Annotated in this window: 17 protein-coding genes; 11 read left to right on the top strand and 6 right to left on the bottom strand. The window is 67.4% G+C overall.

What is annotated here, in order from left to right; all coding sequences use genetic code 11:
* The first annotated feature begins 7 nt into the window (after positions 1-7).
* The 6 genes from BCL79_RS02600 to BCL79_RS20230 all read left to right on the top strand — a co-directional run bounded on the left by BCL79_RS02600 (position 8) and on the right by BCL79_RS20230 (position 6,363).
* A complete protein-coding gene (locus tag BCL79_RS02600; protein ID WP_121037057.1) occupies positions 8-1,423 on the top strand; it encodes a Y-family DNA polymerase in 1,416 nt (471 codons plus the stop codon).
* The gene (locus BCL79_RS02605) at positions 1,420-4,521 is read left to right on the top strand and encodes an error-prone DNA polymerase (RefSeq protein ID WP_121037059.1); all 3,102 of its coding nucleotides are present in this window, start codon (positions 1,420-1,422) and stop codon (positions 4,519-4,521) included. Before BCL79_RS02600 ends, BCL79_RS02605 begins: the two co-directional genes overlap by 4 nt.
* A gap of 111 nt (positions 4,522-4,632) precedes the next feature.
* Positions 4,633-5,139 carry a hypothetical protein gene (locus BCL79_RS02610; RefSeq protein ID WP_121037061.1) on the top strand — a complete coding sequence of 169 codons (507 nt, stop codon included), beginning with the start codon at positions 4,633-4,635 and terminating at the stop codon, positions 5,137-5,139.
* Between the two features lie 111 nt (positions 5,140-5,250).
* Complete coding sequence (locus BCL79_RS02615) at positions 5,251-6,018, top strand: YggS family pyridoxal phosphate-dependent enzyme (RefSeq protein ID WP_121037064.1); 768 nt, start codon at positions 5,251-5,253, stop codon at positions 6,016-6,018.
* Positions 6,015-6,137, top strand: a complete 123-nt coding sequence (locus BCL79_RS20445; protein WP_259462083.1) for a hypothetical protein — start codon at positions 6,015-6,017, stop codon at positions 6,135-6,137. The genes BCL79_RS02615 and BCL79_RS20445 overlap by 4 nt, the downstream gene beginning before the upstream one ends.
* Before the next feature lie 70 nt (positions 6,138-6,207).
* Positions 6,208-6,363, top strand: a complete 156-nt coding sequence (locus tag BCL79_RS20230; protein ID WP_167390404.1) for a hypothetical protein — start codon at positions 6,208-6,210, stop codon at positions 6,361-6,363.
* Positions 6,364-6,463: 100 nt separating this feature from the next.
* On the opposite strand, the gene BCL79_RS02620 is transcribed toward BCL79_RS20230, so the two are convergent.
* Positions 6,464-7,348: an AraC family transcriptional regulator gene (locus BCL79_RS02620; RefSeq protein WP_121037066.1), complete on the bottom strand. Its 885-nt coding sequence runs from the start codon at positions 7,346-7,348 to the stop codon at positions 6,464-6,466.
* Positions 7,349-7,507: 159 nt separating this feature from the next.
* Here BCL79_RS02620 and BCL79_RS02625 point away from each other — a divergent pair, with 159 nt between their 5' ends.
* The 3 genes from BCL79_RS02625 to BCL79_RS02635 all read left to right on the top strand — a co-directional run bounded on the left by BCL79_RS02625 (position 7,508) and on the right by BCL79_RS02635 (position 10,527).
* A complete protein-coding gene (locus tag BCL79_RS02625) occupies positions 7,508-8,578 on the top strand; it encodes an aldo/keto reductase (protein WP_121037068.1) in 1,071 nt (356 codons plus the stop codon).
* Between the two features lie 3 nt (positions 8,579-8,581).
* Entirely contained in the window at positions 8,582-9,112 is a 531-nt protein-coding gene (locus BCL79_RS02630; protein ID WP_259462084.1) for a nuclear transport factor 2 family protein, read from the top strand.
* 107 nt (positions 9,113-9,219) lie between these two features.
* Complete coding sequence (locus tag BCL79_RS02635; RefSeq protein ID WP_121037072.1) at positions 9,220-10,527, top strand: chloride channel protein; 1,308 nt, start codon at positions 9,220-9,222, stop codon at positions 10,525-10,527.
* Positions 10,528-10,540: 13 nt separating this feature from the next.
* Here BCL79_RS02635 and BCL79_RS02640 read toward each other — a convergent pair whose 3' ends face one another.
* From BCL79_RS02640 to BCL79_RS02650, 3 genes are all read right to left on the bottom strand, one after another.
* Complete coding sequence (locus tag BCL79_RS02640; RefSeq protein ID WP_121037074.1) at positions 10,541-11,527, bottom strand: MDR family oxidoreductase; 987 nt, start codon at positions 11,525-11,527, stop codon at positions 10,541-10,543.
* A gap of 86 nt (positions 11,528-11,613) precedes the next feature.
* Positions 11,614-12,000 carry a lysozyme inhibitor LprI family protein gene (locus BCL79_RS02645; RefSeq protein WP_183073647.1) on the bottom strand — a complete coding sequence of 129 codons (387 nt, stop codon included), beginning with the start codon at positions 11,998-12,000 and terminating at the stop codon, positions 11,614-11,616.
* A 172-nt stretch (positions 12,001-12,172) separates the two neighbouring features.
* Positions 12,173-12,817 carry a TetR/AcrR family transcriptional regulator gene (locus BCL79_RS02650; RefSeq protein WP_121037078.1) on the bottom strand — a complete coding sequence of 215 codons (645 nt, stop codon included), beginning with the start codon at positions 12,815-12,817 and terminating at the stop codon, positions 12,173-12,175.
* 129 nt (positions 12,818-12,946) lie between these two features.
* On the opposite strand from BCL79_RS02650, the gene BCL79_RS02655 reads away from it, so the two are divergent.
* Together BCL79_RS02655 and BCL79_RS02660 are read left to right on the top strand one after the other, a co-directional pair.
* Positions 12,947-15,229: a TonB-dependent receptor gene (locus BCL79_RS02655; RefSeq protein ID WP_121037080.1), complete on the top strand. Its 2,283-nt coding sequence runs from the start codon at positions 12,947-12,949 to the stop codon at positions 15,227-15,229.
* 17 nt (positions 15,230-15,246) lie between these two features.
* The gene (locus BCL79_RS02660) at positions 15,247-16,158 is read left to right on the top strand and encodes a tyrosine-protein phosphatase (RefSeq protein ID WP_121037082.1); all 912 of its coding nucleotides are present in this window, start codon (positions 15,247-15,249) and stop codon (positions 16,156-16,158) included.
* 117 nt (positions 16,159-16,275) lie between these two features.
* On the opposite strand, the gene BCL79_RS02665 is transcribed toward BCL79_RS02660, so the two are convergent.
* Positions 16,276-16,845, bottom strand: coding sequence for a hypothetical protein (locus tag BCL79_RS02665; protein WP_259462085.1), 570 nt, complete (start codon positions 16,843-16,845; stop codon positions 16,276-16,278).
* Between the two features lie 131 nt (positions 16,846-16,976).
* A complete protein-coding gene (locus tag BCL79_RS02670; protein WP_121037086.1) occupies positions 16,977-17,792 on the bottom strand; it encodes a S1 family peptidase in 816 nt (271 codons plus the stop codon).
* Positions 17,793-17,823 lie beyond the last annotated feature (31 nt).

Raw genomic sequence — 17,823 nt, forward strand, 5'->3', positions numbered from 1 at the left:
GGCCGCCGTGGACTGGGCCTGCCTGCTGCTGCCGCACCTGGCGCTGGATGCCGCCCTGCGCCAGCAACCGGACCCGGCCGCGCCGCTGGTGCTGGTCACCGGCCCGGCGCAGCGGCGCGTGCTGCATGCGGTCAGTCCCTCGGCGCGGCAGCTGGGGCTGCGCCGCGGCATGCTGCTCTCAGCTGCGCAGGTGCTCACCCGCGACATGCTCACCGTGGAATACGACCCGCGCGCCGAACAGGCCACCCGCCAGCTGTTGGCCAGTTGGCTGTACGGCATCAGCTCGCAGGTCAGCCTGGATTTCCCGCACGCGCTGGCGTTGGAGATCCGGGCCAGCCGCGCGCTGTTCGGTGATTGGCCGGAGGTCGAGCAGCGGCTCACCCGTGGCCTGACCGAACTGGGTTTCCGCCACCGGCTGGTGGCCGCACCGAATCCGCATGCCGCCAGCGTACTGGCCCGCGTGCATGGCCGGCTCGGCGTGGCTGCGCACCAGGTGGAGGCGGCCCTGGCCCAGGTGCCGATCGAACGCAGCGGGTTGCCGGCCGAGGCGGTCACGGTGCTGGCGCGCTCGGGGTTGCGCACACTGGGCGCGGCATTCGGCCTGCCGCGCGAGAGCCTGGCCCGGCGCTTCCCGCCGCAGGTACTGGCGCACCTGGATGCGCTGCGCGGGATCAGCACGCCGCCGCTGCGCTATTTCCAGCCGCCGGACCGCTTCGATGCGCGCATCGAGTTCGAGTACGAGGTCGAGTCCACCCAGGCCATGCTGTTCCCGTTGCGGCGCCTGACCGCCGATCTGGCCGCGTTCCTGTGTTCGCGCGATGGCGGCGTGCTGCAGTTCGATCTGTGGTTCGAACACGAACACCACCCCGATACGCGCCTCTCGATCGGCCTGCTCGCGCCCGAGCGCGAACCGGCGATGCTGTTCGAGCTGGCCCGCAACCGTGTGGATCATCTGCAGTTGCCAGCGGGCAGCCGCGGCCTGCGCCTGCAGGCCGAGCAACTGCCGCCGTTCGTCCCGGCCGCACGCGATCTGTTCGACCCGCGCCCGCAGCAGGCAATGCCGTGGGAACAGCTGCGCGAGCGCCTGCGCGCCCGGCTCGGCGATGACGCCGTGCAAGGGCTGGGGCTGCGCGCCGACCATCGGCCCGAACACGCGACCGGTGACGCCCAGGGTGCGCCCAAGCCCCCGCCCCCGGTGCTGCCGATGCGCCCGGGCTGGCTGCTGGCCCAGCCGCAGGCGCTGCAGGATCCGCATCTGCGCATCCTGTCCGGGCCGGAGCGGATCGAATCGGGCTGGTGGGATGCCGGCGACATCCGCCGCGACTATTACGTCATCGAAACGCCGCAAGGCCAGCGCGGCTGGGCCTATACCGCCGCCGATGCACGCAGCGGACCGTTCATGCTGCATGGCTGGTTCGCATGAGCGCATCGCTGCCCGGATACGCCGAACTGCATTGCCTGTCGGCCTTCAGTTTCCAGCGCGGCGCGTCCATCGCCGAGGAGTTGTTCGCGCGTGCCAAAGGCCAGGGCTACCACGCGCTGGCGATCACCGATGAGTGCTCGCTGGCCGGCATCGTGCGCGCCTGGCAGGCCGCGAAGAAGCACGCACTGCCCCTGATCACCGGTGCCGAATTCCAGCTGGAGGACGGCCCGAAACTGGTGCTGCTGTGCACCGATCAGGGCAGCTACGCCGCGCTGTGCCAGCTGATCACCACCTGCCGCCGGCGCGCGCCCAAGGGCGAGTACCGCTGCCTGCGCAGCGACATCGCACAGCTGCACGCCGGCCTGCTGTGCCTGTGGGCAGACCCTACCCCGGGCATCGAGGATGCGCAGTGGCTGCAGGCCTGCTTTCCGCAGCGGCTGTGGCTGGCGGTTGAACTGCACCGCGAGGCCGACGACCGTGCGCGCCTGCAACGGCTGCGTCGTTTCGGCCGCGACCAGGGCATTCCACTGGTGGCCAGCGGCGATGTGCACATGCACGTGCGCCGCCGCCGCGCGCTGCAGGACACCCTCACCGCGATCGGCCACCACTGCACGCTCGGCGAAGCTGGCTGGCGGTTGTTTCCCAACGGTGAGCGCCACCTGCGTACCCGCCAGGCCCTGGCCACCCTGTACCCGCCCGAGCTGCTGGCCGAAACCGTGCGCATCGCCGAGCGCTGCCACTTCGATCTCAAGCAACTGAAGTACACCTACCCGCGCGAACTGGTGCCAGCCGGCCACGACCCGGCCAGCTGGCTGCGGGTGCTGGTGGAAGAAGGCATGCAATGGCGTTGGCCCGCGGGCGAGACGCCCCAGCAACGCCACCAGATCGAACACGAACTGGCGCTGATTCACACCAAGCAGTACGAGTCGTACTTCCTGACCGTGCACGACATCGTGCGCTTCGCGCGCCGCCAGCAGATCCTCTGCCAGGGCCGCGGCTCGGCCGCCAATTCCTCGGTGTGTTACGTGCTGGGCGTGACCGAGATCGACCCCAGCGAGATGGCGCTGCTGTTCGAGCGCTTCATCTCCGCCGAACGCGATGAGCCGCCGGACATCGACATCGACTTCGAACACGAACGCCGCGAGGAAGTGCTGCAGTACGTGTTCAACCGCTACGGTCGCGAACGCGCCGCATTGACCGCGGTGGCGATCAGCTACCGGGGGCGCAGCGCGGTGCGCGATGTGGCCCGGGTGCTGGGCCTGCCGCCAGACCAGGTCAACGAACTGGCCGCCTGCCTGGACCGCTGGAGCAGCCACGAGCCGCTGCCGGAGGCATTGCGCGAGCGCGGCTTCGACCCGGAGACCCCGCTGATGCGGCGGGTGGTGGCGCTGACCGCCGAACTGGTCGACTTCCCGCGCCACCTGTCCCAGCACCCGGGCGGTTTCGTGATTTCCGAACATCCCCTGTCCACGATGGTACCGGTGGAAAACGCGGCCATGGCCGACCGCACCGTGATCCAGTGGGACAAGGACGATCTGGATGTCACCGGGCTGATGAAGGTCGACTGCCTGGCACTGGGCATGCTCACCGCCGTGCGCAAATGCCTGGCGATGCTGGAAGCGCATGGCGAGCCGAAGATGGGCATGGCCGATATCCCCTCCGGCGATGGCCCCACCTACGACATGATCTGCCGCGCCGACACCCTGGGCGTGTTCCAGATCGAGTCGCGCGCGCAGATGGCGATGCTGCCGCGCATGCAGCCGCGCTGCTTCTACGATCTGGTGATCGAAGTGGCGATCGTGCGCCCCGGCCCGATCCAGGGCGACATGGTCCACCCGTATCTGAATCGACGGAAGAAGCTCAAGGAAGAAGGCATCGAAGAGGTCGACTATCCCCCCGAGCTGGAGAAGGTCTTCAAACGCACCCTCGGCGTGCCGCTGTTCCAGGAACAGGTGATGCAGCTGGCGGTCGCCGCCGCCGGCTTCAGCCCCGGCGAAGCCGACGCGCTGCGCCGCTCGATGGCCGCGTGGAAGCGCCACGGCGGGCTGGAGCCGCACCGCGACAAGCTGCTCACCGGCATGGCCAGCCGGGGCCACAGCCGCGAATACGGCGAGCGCCTGTTCGAGCAGATCAAAGGGTTCGGCAGTTATGGCTTCCCGGAAAGCCATGCGGCCAGCTTCGCGCTGATCACCTATGTCAGCTGCTGGCTCAAGTGCCATCACCCCTCCGCATTCGCCGCCAGCCTGATCAACAGCCAGCCACTGGGGTTCTATACCCCGGACCAGATCCTGCAGGACGCGCGTCGCCACGGCGTACCGGTGTTGCCGGTGGACGTACGCTACAGCGACTGGGACTGCACGCTGGTGCCGCCCACCTCGCCGGGCCGGCCGTTCGGCATCCGCCTGGGCCTGCGTCTGGTCGATGGCTTCAGCGAGGCGGTCGCCACCGGCGTGGTGCAGGCTCGCCAGCGCGCGCCCTTCGAGAGCGTGGCCGACCTGAGCCAGCGCGCGCAGCTGGACCGTCGCCATCAGGGTCTGCTGGCCGATGCCGGCGCACTCAAGGGCTTGAGCGGCCATCGCCATCGCGCGCGCTGGGACGTCTCCGGCGTGGAGAAGCCGCTGCCGCTGTTCGAGGCTGCACGCGCCACCGCCGAAGCCGCCGTCCCGCTGCCGCTGCCCAGCGCGTTCGAGGACATGCAGGCCGACTACAACACCACCGGCACCACGCTGGGCCGGCACATGGTCTCCTTCATCCGCAGCCAGCTGCGCCAACGCCGCTGCCACCGCTCCGACGAACTGGCTACCTTGCCGCACGGGCGCAGCGTGCGCTTTGCCGGGCTGGTGCGCATGCGCCAGCGCCCGCAGACCGCCAGCGGGGTCACCTTCCTCACCCTGGAAGACGAATGCGGCATGGTCAACGCCGTGGTCTGGCGCAAGATCGCCGACCGCCAGCATCGCGTACTGGTTGAAGCGCAACTGATGCAGATCGATGGCCGGCTCGAACGCGTGGACGGCGTGCAGCACCTGATCGTCCGCCAGATGCACAACATCGACACCCTGATCGACGGCGTGCGTACCCACAGCCGCGATTTCCGCTGAGCCATCCCGTGACCGACCTCACGCTCTGAATGTAATTCCAGACTTTTCCGACTGGTGTCGTGAATGCCCTATCCGGTATGGTCGCAGCCTTCCAAGGATCCGGAGAGCCACATGTCGCGCGCGCTGACCATCACCACGCTGGTCGTTTCCAGCCTCGCCCTGATCGTTTCCGGTTGGACCGCGCTGCGCCTGCACCAGAGCCAGTCCGAGGAGCGTGTCATCACCGCCCGTGGCCTGGTGATCCGCGATGCCAGTGGCCAGGCGCGGGTGATTCTCGGCGCCCCCGTCCCCGATCCGCTCACCAAGGGCGTCACCCAGGGGCCGCGCGCGTCACCGCTGTCAGGCCTGATCCTGCTGGGCGCCGATGGCTCCGAGCGTGGCGGCTACGGCACCGCCGATGTCGGCGACGAGGCCATCCTCACCCTCGATGATGCCACCGGCACCACCGAGGTATTCAAGGTCACCGCCAACCCGGATCGCGGCGCCACCCTGGTGGTCAAGCACCAGAACAGCACCGGCGCGATGCTGACCTCCTGGCAGGGCAAACCGGAACTGATCTTCCTCAACGACGACGAACAGACGCACTACGTCAGCCCGAACGCCGCTGCGGCGCCCTGACATCGGCGGGCGGTGATTTTCGGGTAGCGCTATGACAACCTGTCCGGTGTTACGGGACCGCCCTGCCGGCGCGCCGACGCGCCGCAGCCGTCCCCGCTTCCGGAGCTCCCCATGCCCATCGCTGCCCCCACCTGGCCCCAGGCCACCACTGTCGACGAGATCCGCCACAACCTGGCGATGGTCCGCGAACGCATCGCCCGCGCCTGCGCACTGGCCGGCCGCGACCCGGCCAGCGTGCGCTTGCTGCCGGTCAGCAAGACCGTCGATGAGGCCCGCCTGCGCCTGGCGTGGGAGGCCGGCTGCCATGAGCTGGGCGAGAACAAGGTGCAGGAAGCCCAGCGCAAGGCCGCGGCGATGGCCGACCTGCCCGGCCTGCGCTGGTCGGTGATCGGCCACCTGCAGACCAACAAGGCACGTGACGTCGCACGCTTCGCCAGCGAGTTCCAGGCGCTGGACAGCCTGCGCGTGGCACAGGCACTGGATCAGCGGCTGGAACTGGAGCAGCGCACGCTGGATGTGTTCGTGCAGGTCAACACCTCCGGGGAGGACAGCAAATACGGTCTGGACCCGATCGAGGTCGCCGATTTCGTGCAGCAGCTGCCGGCCTTCTCCAACCTGCGCGTGCGCGGGCTGATGACCCTGGCGGTGTTCTCGCCGGATCCGGAACAGGTACGCCCGTGCTTCGCGCGCCTGCGCGACCTGCGCGACCGGTTGCGCCCCACCCTGCCGCCGGGCGTCAGCCTGGAGGAACTCTCCATGGGCATGTCAGGTGACGTCGAGATCGCCATCGAAGAAGGCGCTACCGTGGTACGCGTGGGCCAGGCCATCTTCGGTGCGCGTTCGACACCGGACAGTGTCTACTGGCCGACCCCGACATGAGCGGCTATCGCCTGCAATGGCAGCAGGCGGTCGCTGAGCAGCGGCGGCTGCACGGTGGTCCGGATGGACTGAAGGTGCTGAGCAGCGAGGCGGCCTATCGGGATATGCCTGCGCCATGACCGGGCGCACCCCGGGTTCACTTCAGCGCACCCATCGCACGCCGATGCGCCGGCCGACACCGGATGTGCCATGCTCGCCTCCGTTGCAACCCACCTGGAGAGCGTCGCCATGGCCAAAGGCCTGAACAAACAGAAAGAGCAGAAGAAGAAACCTGCCAAGACCGCCAAGGAAAAGAAGGCGGAAAAGAACGAAAAGAAGACCACCCGCGGTTTCGCCCCGGTCTGACCGGCGGCACCTCCGCTTACATCGCGGGCATCATGGGAGTGCGGCCACACCACGGTGTCCCGCAGCTCCTCCCGATGTCATCGCGCAAGCACCGGCACGCTCACACCTCCGCCAACCTCAGCCGCTGCGCGTCCGTTGCCGGTGGCATGCCGAACAGCCGTGAGTAGTCCCGGCTGAACTGTGAGGGGCTCTCATAGCCCACCCGGTGGCCGGCATCGGCCGCATCCAGACCGTCATTGACCATCAGCCGGCGCGCCTCCTGCATCCGCAACTGTGTGCGGAAGTCCAGCGGGCTCATCGCCGTGACCGCCTTGAAATGGGCATGGAAGCTCGAACGACTCATGCCCGCAACGCGCGCCACCTCATCGGTACGCCAGACACCACGGAAATTCGCCCGGATCCACAGGATCGCGCGGGCAACCTGGCCGTGCCGGCTGTCGCCGCGGGTGATCGCGTGCAGCACGCTGCCGTTGGGGCCGGTCAACAGCCGATAGAGGATCTCGCGCAGCACCAGCGGCCCCAGCGCCTCGGCGTCGTCCGGTGAATCCAGCAAGCAGACCAGCCGCGTGGCGGCATCCAGCAGCCCGGGTGTCATCGTGTCGAGCGCCAGGCCCGCGGCGACCGCTGGCTCGCCGGCAGGCTGCGGATACTGCAGCGCGAGCTCGCCCAGCACCGCCGCATCGAGATCGACCTGAAGGCTCAGATACGGCTGCGTCGCGGTCGCCTCGATCACCGAGCCCATCACCGGCAGCCCGACCGACGCCACCAGATAACGGGTCGGATCGTAGTAGTAAACGCTCGACCCGAGCAGGGCACGCTTGCGGCCCTGGGCGACGAAGCACACGGTGGGCTCGTAGATCACCGGCATGGGCAGCGTCGCGGTGCTGCAACGGATCAGCTTCACCCCGGGCAGCCGGCACGCGAAGGTGCCATCGCGCGGTGCATGCCGGGCGATGGCATCACGGAACAACGCGAGCGGGGCCATGCAGGTCTCCATGGGCGCGGCAGGACAGGTCGACATCATCCGTCGTGTTTGTACGATCGTGCAAGCATGCCGGAGGACCCGGCTACCGGGTCAACGCGACGCGCCAGAACAATGGGAGCCCACGCAGGCACCGCCCTGCCCGCCCCGGAGATCCTTCGCATGACGTCCCCTGCCTCGCTTGATCACTACCGCCTGCTCGGCCGTTCCGGGCTGCGCGTCTCCCCCCTCTCGCTGGGCACGATGACCTTCGGCGCCGACTGGGGCTGGGGCGCCGATGACGCTGAAGCCCAGCGGATTTTCGATGCCTACGTCGACCGCGGCGGCAACTTCATCGATACCTCGGTCAACTACACCAACGGCGCCGCCGAACGCATCCTCGGCCGCTTCGCCAAGGCCCAGCGCGACCGGCTGGTGCTGGCCACCAAATTCACCATGGCGCGCGACCCGGCCAACATCAATGCCGGCGGCAACCACCGCTACAACCTGGTGCGCTCGGTGGAAGCCAGCCTGCGCCAGCTGGATACCGATCGCATCGATCTGCTGTACGTACACGCCTGGGACTTCACCACCCGCCCGGACGAAGTGATGCGCTCGCTGGACGATCTCGTCCGCGCCGGCAAGGTCCAGTATCTGGGCATCTGCAACACCCCGGCGTGGCGCGTCGCCGAACTGCAGATCCTGGCGGACCTGCGCGGCTGGTCGCCGTTGATCGCGCTGCAGATCGAGTACAGCCTGGTCGAGCGCACCGTGGAGCACGAACTCATGCCCATGGCCAAGGCGATGGGTTTGGGGGTACTGCCGTGGTCGCCACTGGGGGGTGGCATCCTGACCGGCAAGTACACCCGCGCCGATCTCTCCGACGAAAATGGTGCGGACGTGGCAAGCAGCCGCAAAGGGGTGATCGCCTCGATCGGTCATCTCAACGAACGCTCGCTGGCAATCGCCGCAGTGGTGGGTGACGTGGCGGAGGAACTGGGCGTGACGCGCTCGCAGGTGGCCATTGCCTGGACGCTGGCCAACCCCGCGGTGGTCTCGCCGATCATCGGCGCACGCACCGTGGCGCAGGCCGAAGACAATCTCGGCGCCCTCACCGTCGTGCTGAGCGAGGCGCATCTGGCCCGATTGGATGAGGCCAGTGCACCGGCACCGATCTTCCCCGCCCGCTTCATCGGCCGGCCGATGGCCCAGCAGTTGATCTTCGGCACCGCCACGCTGAGCGGGCGGAGATAAGCCATGGCAACCTCTCCCTTTGGCGGGATGCTCGCCATGGCCATCACGGTGGCCTCGCTCGCCGTTGGGCCACTGATCCCGGTCGCCGCGGCGGCTGAAGCCACCCTGCCGCACACGGCGCACAACAAGCAGGTGGTGACCGAGGCCTTCGATCGATGGGCGGCCGGTGGCACGGCGTTCTTCGACGAAGTGCTCGCACCCGAGGTCGTGTGGACGATCGCCGGCTCCAGCCCGAGCTCAGGCACCTACCGCGGGCGGGAGGACTTCATCGCCCGCGCGGTGCTTCCCTTCGTCAGCCGGCTACGCACGCCGGTCCGCCCGACCTCCCGACAGATCTGGGCGGACGGCGAGCATGTGATCATCCAGTGGGCCGGCAACGCGGTGGCCCGGGACGGCAGGCCGTATCGCAACGACTACGTCTGGATATTCCGGATGCGCGCGGGCAAGGCGGTCGACGTCACCGCCTTCCTCGACCTTGTTCCCTACGACGCTGTCATCCACCGCCTGCCCGGCACGGACACCCCCGGCACGTGAACCCGCAGCGTGCCTGCACTGGCACCGCGCTGGCACCCGCGTTTGAAAGCGCAAACCGACAGATTGGGTGAAAAGGACCGGCGGATCACCGTGGGATAATCCGCCCCATGACCTCGCCAGACCCTCAACGCCCTCTCCTGTCCAGGGATGCGTGGAAGCGCCGTGCGGCCCTGTGGGGCGGTGCCGTGGCTGTCGCCCTGGTCGCGATCGTGTTTGCCAAGGCCAGTGATGCGGCCTTCCGGGTCTTCCAGTCGATCATCGCCCATTCGATCTGGTGGGCGCTGCTGCTCACCCCAACCGTGTTCGCGCTGTTGGCGTGGCTGACCAGTGGCGCGCTCAAGCCCACCCGCGGCAGCGGGATTCCGCAGGTGATCGCGGCCCTGGAGATCCCGACGCCCACGTTCCGGCGTGTGAATCTCTCGCTGGGCGTATCGGCAGGCAAACTCGCCTTGACCACGCTGTCGTTGCTCGGGGGCGCCTCGGTGGGCCGGGAGGGCCCTACCGTGCACGTCGGTGCCAGCGTGATGTACATGTTCGGGCGATGGTTCGGGTTCCGCGATCCGAAAGAGCTGTCGCACTTTCTGCTCGCCGGCGGCGCAGCCGGCATCGCGGCGGCGTTCAACACGCCGCTGGCGGGCATCGTATTCGCCATCGAAGAGCTCAGCGGCCGCTTCGAGCACCGCTTCTCCGGCACGCTGCTCACCGCGGTCATCGTGGGTGGCGTGGTGTCGCTGGGCCTGCTCGGCAACTACACGTACTTCGGCAAGGTGAGTGCCACGTTGCCGCTGGGGCAGGCCTGGCTGGCGATCGTGCTGTGCGGCACCGTCGCGGGGTTGCTTGGCGGCCTGTTCGCCAAAGCCGTGCTGCTGACCATGGAAGGCAGACCACGCTGGCTGGGCACGCTGCGCCAGCGCCATCCGGTCCTGCTGGCGGCGCTGTGCGGGCTCGCCCTGGTGCTGCTGGGCGCAGCGTTTGGCGCAGGGGCCTTCGGCACCGGCTACGAGCAGGCCAAGGGACTGGTGCAGGGAGCACCTTCGGTGGGTCACGAGTTCGGGCTGATGAAGCTTGTCGCCAATCTGGTCTCCTACGTCGCCGGTATTCCCGGCGGCCTGTTCTCGCCCGCCCTGGCCGTCGGCGCCGGGCTCGGCCACAACCTCGCCGCCCTCATGCCGACGGTCGATGAACGCATCTTCGTGCTGCTGGGGATGTGTGCCTACCTGACCGGCGTCACCCAGGCACCGTTGACCTCGGCGGTCATCTCGCTGGAGCTGACCGACAGCAGCGATATGCTGCTGCCCATCCTGGCCACCGTGCTGGTCGCGCGCGGCGTCTCCGGCCTGGTGTGCCGCGTGCCGATCTACAAGGCCATGGCCGAACAGCTGGTCAAGCAGCTGCCGGGCCCCCACCCGCCTTAGTGCCGCGACTGGATCACGCGTTGACGTCGACCACGGTGCGGCCCTGCACACGCCCCTGCAGCACCTGGTCGGCCAGCGCCGGCACCTCGGCCAGACCGATCATCTGCGTGGTGCGCGCCAGCTTGCCCAGGTCCAGATCGGCCGCCAGGCGCGTCCACGCCTGCTCGCGCGCGGCGTAAGGCGCGTTGACCGAATCGATGCCGGCGAGCGTCACGTTGCGCAGGATGAAAGGCAGCACCGAACCCGGCAGATCCGCACCCTGGGCCAACCCGAACGCCGCCACCACGCCGCGGTAGCGCGTCTGCGCCAGCACATTGGCCAACGTGTGGCTGCCCACCGCGTCGATCGCACCGGCCCAGCGTTCCTTGGCGATCGGCGCACCGGCCTCGGACAGCGTCGCGCGGTCGATGATCTCTGCCGCACCCAGTTCCTTGAGATAGGCGGATTCCTCGAGCCGGCCGGTTGACGCGACGACCCGGTAACCCAGCGTGGAGAGCAGTGCGATCGCGATGGACCCGGCACCGCCGTTCGCGCCAGTGACGAGGATGTCGCCCTGATCCGGTGACACGCCGCCATGCTCCAGCGCCAGCACCGACAGCATCGCGGTGTAGCCGGCGGTACCGACCGCCATCGCATCGCGGCTGGAAAACGCCGCGGGAATCTTCACCAGCCACTCGCCTGGCACCCGCGCCTTCTGCGCATAGCCGCCATGGTGGGTCTGGCTCAAGCCCCAGCCGTTGACCAGCACGCGATCGCCCGGCGCAAAACCCGGGTGGGTGGACGTTTCAACCACACCGGCCAGATCGATGCCGGGAATGAGCGGGAAGGTGCGGATCACCGGCGAACGGCCGCTCAGCGCAAGGGCGTCCTTGTAATTCACCGTGGAGTACTCCACGGCAACGGTGACGTCGCCGGGCATCAGATCCTGCTCGGTCAGCTGGACGAGACCGGTCGCGATGGTATCGCCGGTCTTGGTCGCAAGGAGGGCGTTGAAGGACATGGGATCTCCGGTTCGGGTGCATGAGGGACAGTGCAGACAGAACCAGTGTGCGCACCTGGCCGTACCGAGGCGTTAAACGGCCCCGGCTAGCGCCCGCTCATGGGATAGGACCCGGCGCACACGTCACCCTCCTCGACCCCGGCAACCCAGGCCTTGAGCTGCTTGATCCGATCCAGGGTCAGCTGCTCGTAGTCGCCACTCTGGCACATCGGCAGAACGCTCCCATAGTCGTCTGGAGACGGATACCGCGCCGCGATCTGAGCATCGCGGAACACCAGCCAGGCGCGCTGCGCTGCCTTGAACCGCTCCAGGAAAACGGGGTCCTGAGCATTGAGCGCCAGCACGTTGGCATAGATCCGATTGAGCTCGGCATCGGCGCGCTGCGCGCTGTTGCTGGCACATTGGTTGAGCCCGGCCTGCGACTGGTTCGGGCTGTCGCAGGCCATGCCATCGGAGGTATGCGGTGACGCCACGGCCCTGACAGCCGCCTTGGGTGCCTGCGCGTATGTCGCCCCTACCGGGGCGAGTGCGCAGACAAGGAGAAGCGAAGGAAGCATGCGCATTGGATCCGCTCCACACGGGACAGCGGGGAGACCGCCACGGGCGGATTAACCGCGCCGATCCGTGAAATCCACGTGACTGCGCTTACTCCCCCAGCACGGTTGCAATCGAGGCCGTCAGCAGCGCCCGCACGGTGTCGGCGGCCACATCCGGATCGCGTACCGCGCGCATCGCCAGGCCCTCCACCAGCAGCCGCATCAATATCGTGCGGCGCTCCAGGTCGGCCTCTTCGGGCGTGCGGCCGCGCGCGATGTCGTGCTGCCGCAACCACGCGGTGATCGCCGCACTGGTCTGCCTGTCGTGCCGGCGCAGCACCTCGGCAATCACCGGATCGCGATGCGCTTCGGCGGTGATCTCCGCATACAGCGCCACATTGGCGATGGCATTGCCACGGGTTTCCAGCGTTTCGCCCCGCGCCCACAGCTGATAGCAGCGCAGCAGCCCGTCGACCAGATCGGCCGCCGCCGGCATATGGCCGATCGCATCCTGGTCGTAGGCGAGCTGCCGTTCGATCAAGGCCAGGATCAGCGCGCGCTTGTTCTCGAAGTACCGGTACATCAGGCCCTGGCTGATCTCCGCCTCCGCGGCGATGTCGCTGATCGAGCCGGCATGGAAGCCGCGGGCGATGAAACAGCGCTGCGCGGCGTCCAGGATCCGCTGGCGCTGCACTTCGGCACGCGCGGCTGCAGCGTCTTCGGCGGGGGCGCCGGATAGGGGGGTAAGCGTCATTGCTTGTCGTAGATGGCGTCCAGTTGAGCACCGATGGTACGGCAAACCCGGGCATGAATGAACGGTCATTCACCTGTCATTTCGCACACCCAGACTGCGCCGGCCCCCTTCCTTCCGTGAACCCGACCGATGCGCCACGCCCCGTTGCACCGTCGCCTGTTAGCCCTTGCCATTGCCACCGCCCTGCCCGGTCTCGCCCTCGCCAACGACGCGGAGACGACCGGCACCGCCGATGCCGCCGCGCGCGATGTGGTCGCACTGGATCAGGTCGTCGTCACTGCCCAGAAGCGTGCGACGAATCTGCAGAACACCCCGATATCGGTCTCCGTGGTGGATGCCGAAGCATTGAAGGATCGCAGCGCGATCTCGCTCGGCAGCTTGTCCGACGGCTCGATCCCCTCACTGCGGGTCACCCCGTTCGCCACACGCAGCTCGGCGCTGAACATCGGCATCCGCGGCATCGGAGCCTCCGGTGATGCCAACCAGCCCGCGCGCGACGCCGGTGTCGGCGTGTATGTCGATGGCGTGTTCATGGGCCGCGCGCAGGGCCTGGGCAGCATGCTGTACGACGTGGAGCGCATCGAGGTGTTGAAGGGGCCGCAGGGTACGCTGTTCGGCCGCAACACCGAAGGCGGCGCGATCAGCATTGTCACCAGACAGCCCACCGGCGAGTTTGGCGGCAGCGTCAGTGCCGGCGTCTCCAACTACAGTGGCTACACCACGGGCCTGCATCTGGACCTGCCGAAGGTGGGCGATGTGAGCTTCAAGATCGACGCCGTGCAGGCCAAACGCGGCGGTACCACCGACAACCCGATGCGCGGCGAGCGCGACTTCAACAGCTACGACAAGCGCGGCGCACGCTTCAGCGCGCTGTGGCAGCCCAGCGATGATTTCTCCGCGCTGTACGCCTTTGACCGCTCCTACGATGCCACCACGCCGTACCACACGCAGTTGTTGGTGCCCGGCGCCTATGTGAGCCCGCTGCAGAAGGCCGGCGCCAGTGAGGACCGACGCGATTCCGCCATCCTTGGTGGCCCGCAGGAAGACAACATCGGCCGCACCAGCGGCCACCTGCTCAACCTCGGCTGGACCCTCAGCGAGAACGTGGAACTGAAGTCGATCAGCTCCTATCGGGAACTGACCCAGGGTCAGTTCGACATGGGGCTGGTCGACGCGATCTCCGCCTACGGTGGCCCGAACACACCCTTCGGCCGCTACAGCCTCGCCCAGGTCTACCAGCACCAGTACAGCCAGGAATTCCAGCTGATCGGCACCACCTCGCAGGTGCAGTTCCTCGCGGGCGCCTTCTACTATCACGAAACCGCCGGCGACAATGCGCAGACGCCCAACATGCTGCTGTGGGGCCCGGGCGGCAACAGCTATACGCTCAACCCGGCGACCAACCCGTTGAACCTGAGCAACGTGCGCATCGACCGCGCCAGCAAGGCGTGGACGGACAGCCTGGGCATCTTCGGCCAGGCCACCTGGACGCCGGCCTCGCTCGAACGCCTGCACCTGACCGCCGGTGGCCGCTACACGCGCGATGACAAGAAGGGCAGCCTGTACATCGTCAATGGGGCGGCTAAAGATCTCGCCTTCGATGATGCATGGGGCCGTTTCGATCCGATGGTGAACATCGCCTACGACGTGGGCGAGAACGCCATGGTGTATGCCAAATACAGCACCGGCTTCAAGGCGGGCGGCGCCAACTCGCGCTCGACAACGTATACCGCCTTCGCGCCCGAAGAAGTGACGGCGTTCGAGCTCGGCGTCAAGTCGCAGTTCTGGGACAACCGCGCGCGCCTGAACCTGGCTCTGTTCGATTCGACGATCGAACACAAGCAGATGGACTTCTCGCTGCCGTTCGATCCCAACAGCGGCGAAACCCGCACCACGATGGTCACCACCAACGCGCTCAGCAACGGCACCTCGCGCGGTGCGGAGCTGGAGTTCAACGTGATGCCGGTGGACAACTTCACCGTGGGGTTGAACTACGCCTACACCCGCATCGATGCGCAGCGCGCGGTCGACCCGTTCGGCGCCGGCGTGCAGGTCACGGTGCAGCCATTGCTGGCGCCGAAGAACGCCGGCAGCGTGTCGCTGGACTATCTGGTGCCGTTCGCCAACTTCTCCGCGCTGAAGTTCCACCTGGACGGCAACTGGTCCGATGGGTACTACACCAGCGAGTACGACCAGATGCTCACCGGCAGTTCCTTCATCGTGAACGCCCGTGTCGCCCTGATCGACGTCCCCCTCAACAGCACGGGCTCGACCATGGCCGTCTCACTGTGGGCGCGCAACCTGCTCGACGAAGAACACCTGTTCTACAAGCTCAACAACGCCTCACTGGGCCAGAGCGGGATCTTCAATGACCCGCGCACCTATGGCCTGGACGTCACCGTCACCTTCTGATCGCCCTGGAGATCCTGATGTACCTTCGCCGCACCTACCTTGCCCTTGCCATTGCCCTCAGCCTGCCGATGCTCACTGGCGCCGGCCTCGCACTGGCCCGCTCGCCCGTCACCGATACCGCCGCTGCATCCACCATCGCGGCTAGCACCAACGTGCAGCCGGTTGCCGCCGATGCGCAGCGCGTGATCCCGCTGCAGGGCGCCTGGAACACGCGTACCTTTGCGGGCCTGCAAGGCACCCATGGGCCGATCCCGGCCAGTGCCTTCGTGCGCACCTCCGACCTGGGCCGCCTGACCGCCGCTGACCGCGACGCACTGGCCGCTGCCGGCGTCACGCTGGATATCGACCTGCGTACCGCCGATGAGCAGGCGCAATCGCCTGACCTGCTGGCCGCCGACGCCCGCTTCGCTTACCAGCGCACCTCGCTGATGGGGACCGAGAAGATGGACCTGCAGAAGATGATGACCACCTTCCCCGACTCGCTGGGCGCGGCCTATGTGCAGTGGCTGGACCACAGCCAGCCGCAATTCAAGCAGGTCTTCCAGCGCATCGCGGCGGAGCGCGACGGCACCGTGCTGTTCCACTGCACCGCCGGCAAGGACCGCACCGGCATCATCGCCGGGCTGCTGCTCGACCTGGCGGGGGTGTCCCGGGCGGACATCGTGCACAACTATGCGATCTCCGCACATTACCTCGAGGGCCAGCCCAAGGACAGCGCAATGAACGCGCAGATCATGGAACTGATCAAACAGAACCCGGAGATCGGCAGGAAGATGGCCGGCATGGCCGGCACCGCACCGGAGAACATGGCGATGTTCCTGGTGGCTCTGCATCAACAGTACGGCGGTGCCGAAGGCTACTTGAAGTCCATCGGCGTCAGCGAGGCGGAGATCGATCAGCTGAAGGTGCGGTTGGGTCAGGCGGGCTGATCGCAATGCATGACGCAGGCGCCGGGGCACGCCCGGCGCCTGCTCGATCCGAGGTGAGCCAGCAGCTCTCCATCCCGGGCGAGCACGCGGCTCTGCGTGGGCATGAGCGATGACGGCCTATTGCGCCTGCGGCTCGCCCAACGGGCGCTGCTGCCGCTCGTCCTGATCGAACGTAATGTAACGGCGGTGGATGAGCTTGGCATCCATGTCCCAGCGATACGTCTCCACCCCGCCGTTGCCCGTACCGTCGGATAGAAGACCGACAATGCCGCGGGTCAGGTTGTCCGTGAGCAGCACCTGGGCCGCACCGTCGGCATCCACGCGCAGGCTCAGGCGATCACGCAGGTGATCCTCGCCCTTCCCCACCGGAGCATCGAAGGCAAGACCTACCAGGCCATCTTCGTGGGTTGCCATCCCACCGCGTTCGTCGCCTTTGGCGTCGTACAACCACACACCGGCCGTGCGCGATCGCCTTCCCGCATCCACTGCATCCTGGCCCATCTCAACGCGCATTACGCCTTGGTCATCCAGCACAACGATGCGATGGGCGCGGAGTTCATCAACGGTGAGCGTTCCGCGCGGCGCCATCGACAGTGCGAAGACCGCCACGGCCAGGCCGGCAACAAGCACTCCAAGGGCGATAGTCAACAGAGTGAGGCGGCGTACGGACGTGCGAAGCACCTCCATTGGTTCTACAACGTCCATGTGCGTGGTGCTCCTTTGCTGATGTCCTTCCTTGGATCATAGCGCTGGCATCGCCGTTGACGTTGCGCCACGCGGTGATACGAGGTCCGCCAGGCACCCTCTTCCAATGTTGTCTAAGGCTGCCCGGCCATCACGCGTTCAATCCAGTCCCGATAGTGACTCACGCGCACATTGCAGGTGACCTGCCCATAGCGCCCGGGCCGGGCGGTCAGCACATTGCCCTGGACGACCTTCCACGCGCCCTGCCCGGCCAGCAGCCAGTGGCCATCGTGCTCGATGAGCACCGGGCCGCCACTGTCACCGTTGCCCAGCACAGCCTCGAGCGGCAGCGCTTCGGGTGGTGCATCGAAGACATAGCAGAGCCAGCGGTCGTAGGCGCTGGTGATCCGGTTGAAGCCGCGGCGAAGCTCGGTGCGGTTGGGGCCGTTGGGAGAATGCCCCGTAGCGCCGGTACCCGTAGCGCCCTTTCCCAGCATCTTCGCGATCTGACCGGCTTCGTCGCTGTCGCCGTAAAGCGCCACCGGCGCCACGTCGGTGACCGGCGCTTTCAACCGGATCAGCGCAACATCATCGCCCGAGGCGAGAAACACCACGATCAGCATCGCCTCGCCGCTGGCCATGGCCTGCTCGATCAACGTCTGCGGCAGCGTCCTGTAGCCGGGATGGGTGACCACCCGCTCAACCTCCCGCGCGGTACCGTTGATCATCACCTGCTTGAGATCGGCCTGCATCGGCAGCGTGTGCGCGGCCGTCAGCACCCACTGCGGTGCGATCAGCGCGCCGTGGCCCTCGCCGGGCATGTCCACGAGGGCGGGAAACTCGGTGGCGGGAACGCGGTACTGCGCATCAGCCACGTCATGACGGATGACGATGGCATGGGCGGTCGAAGACACTGCGAGCAGCATCCCGATCAACAGAAATCGCTTCATTGGTGATGCCTTGTGAGGTTCAGACAGCGGC

Origin of the sequence: Stenotrophomonas rhizophila (assembly GCF_003651185.1) — a bacterium.
GTDB classification, from domain to species: Bacteria; Pseudomonadota; Gammaproteobacteria; order Xanthomonadales; family Xanthomonadaceae; genus Stenotrophomonas; species Stenotrophomonas maltophilia_Z.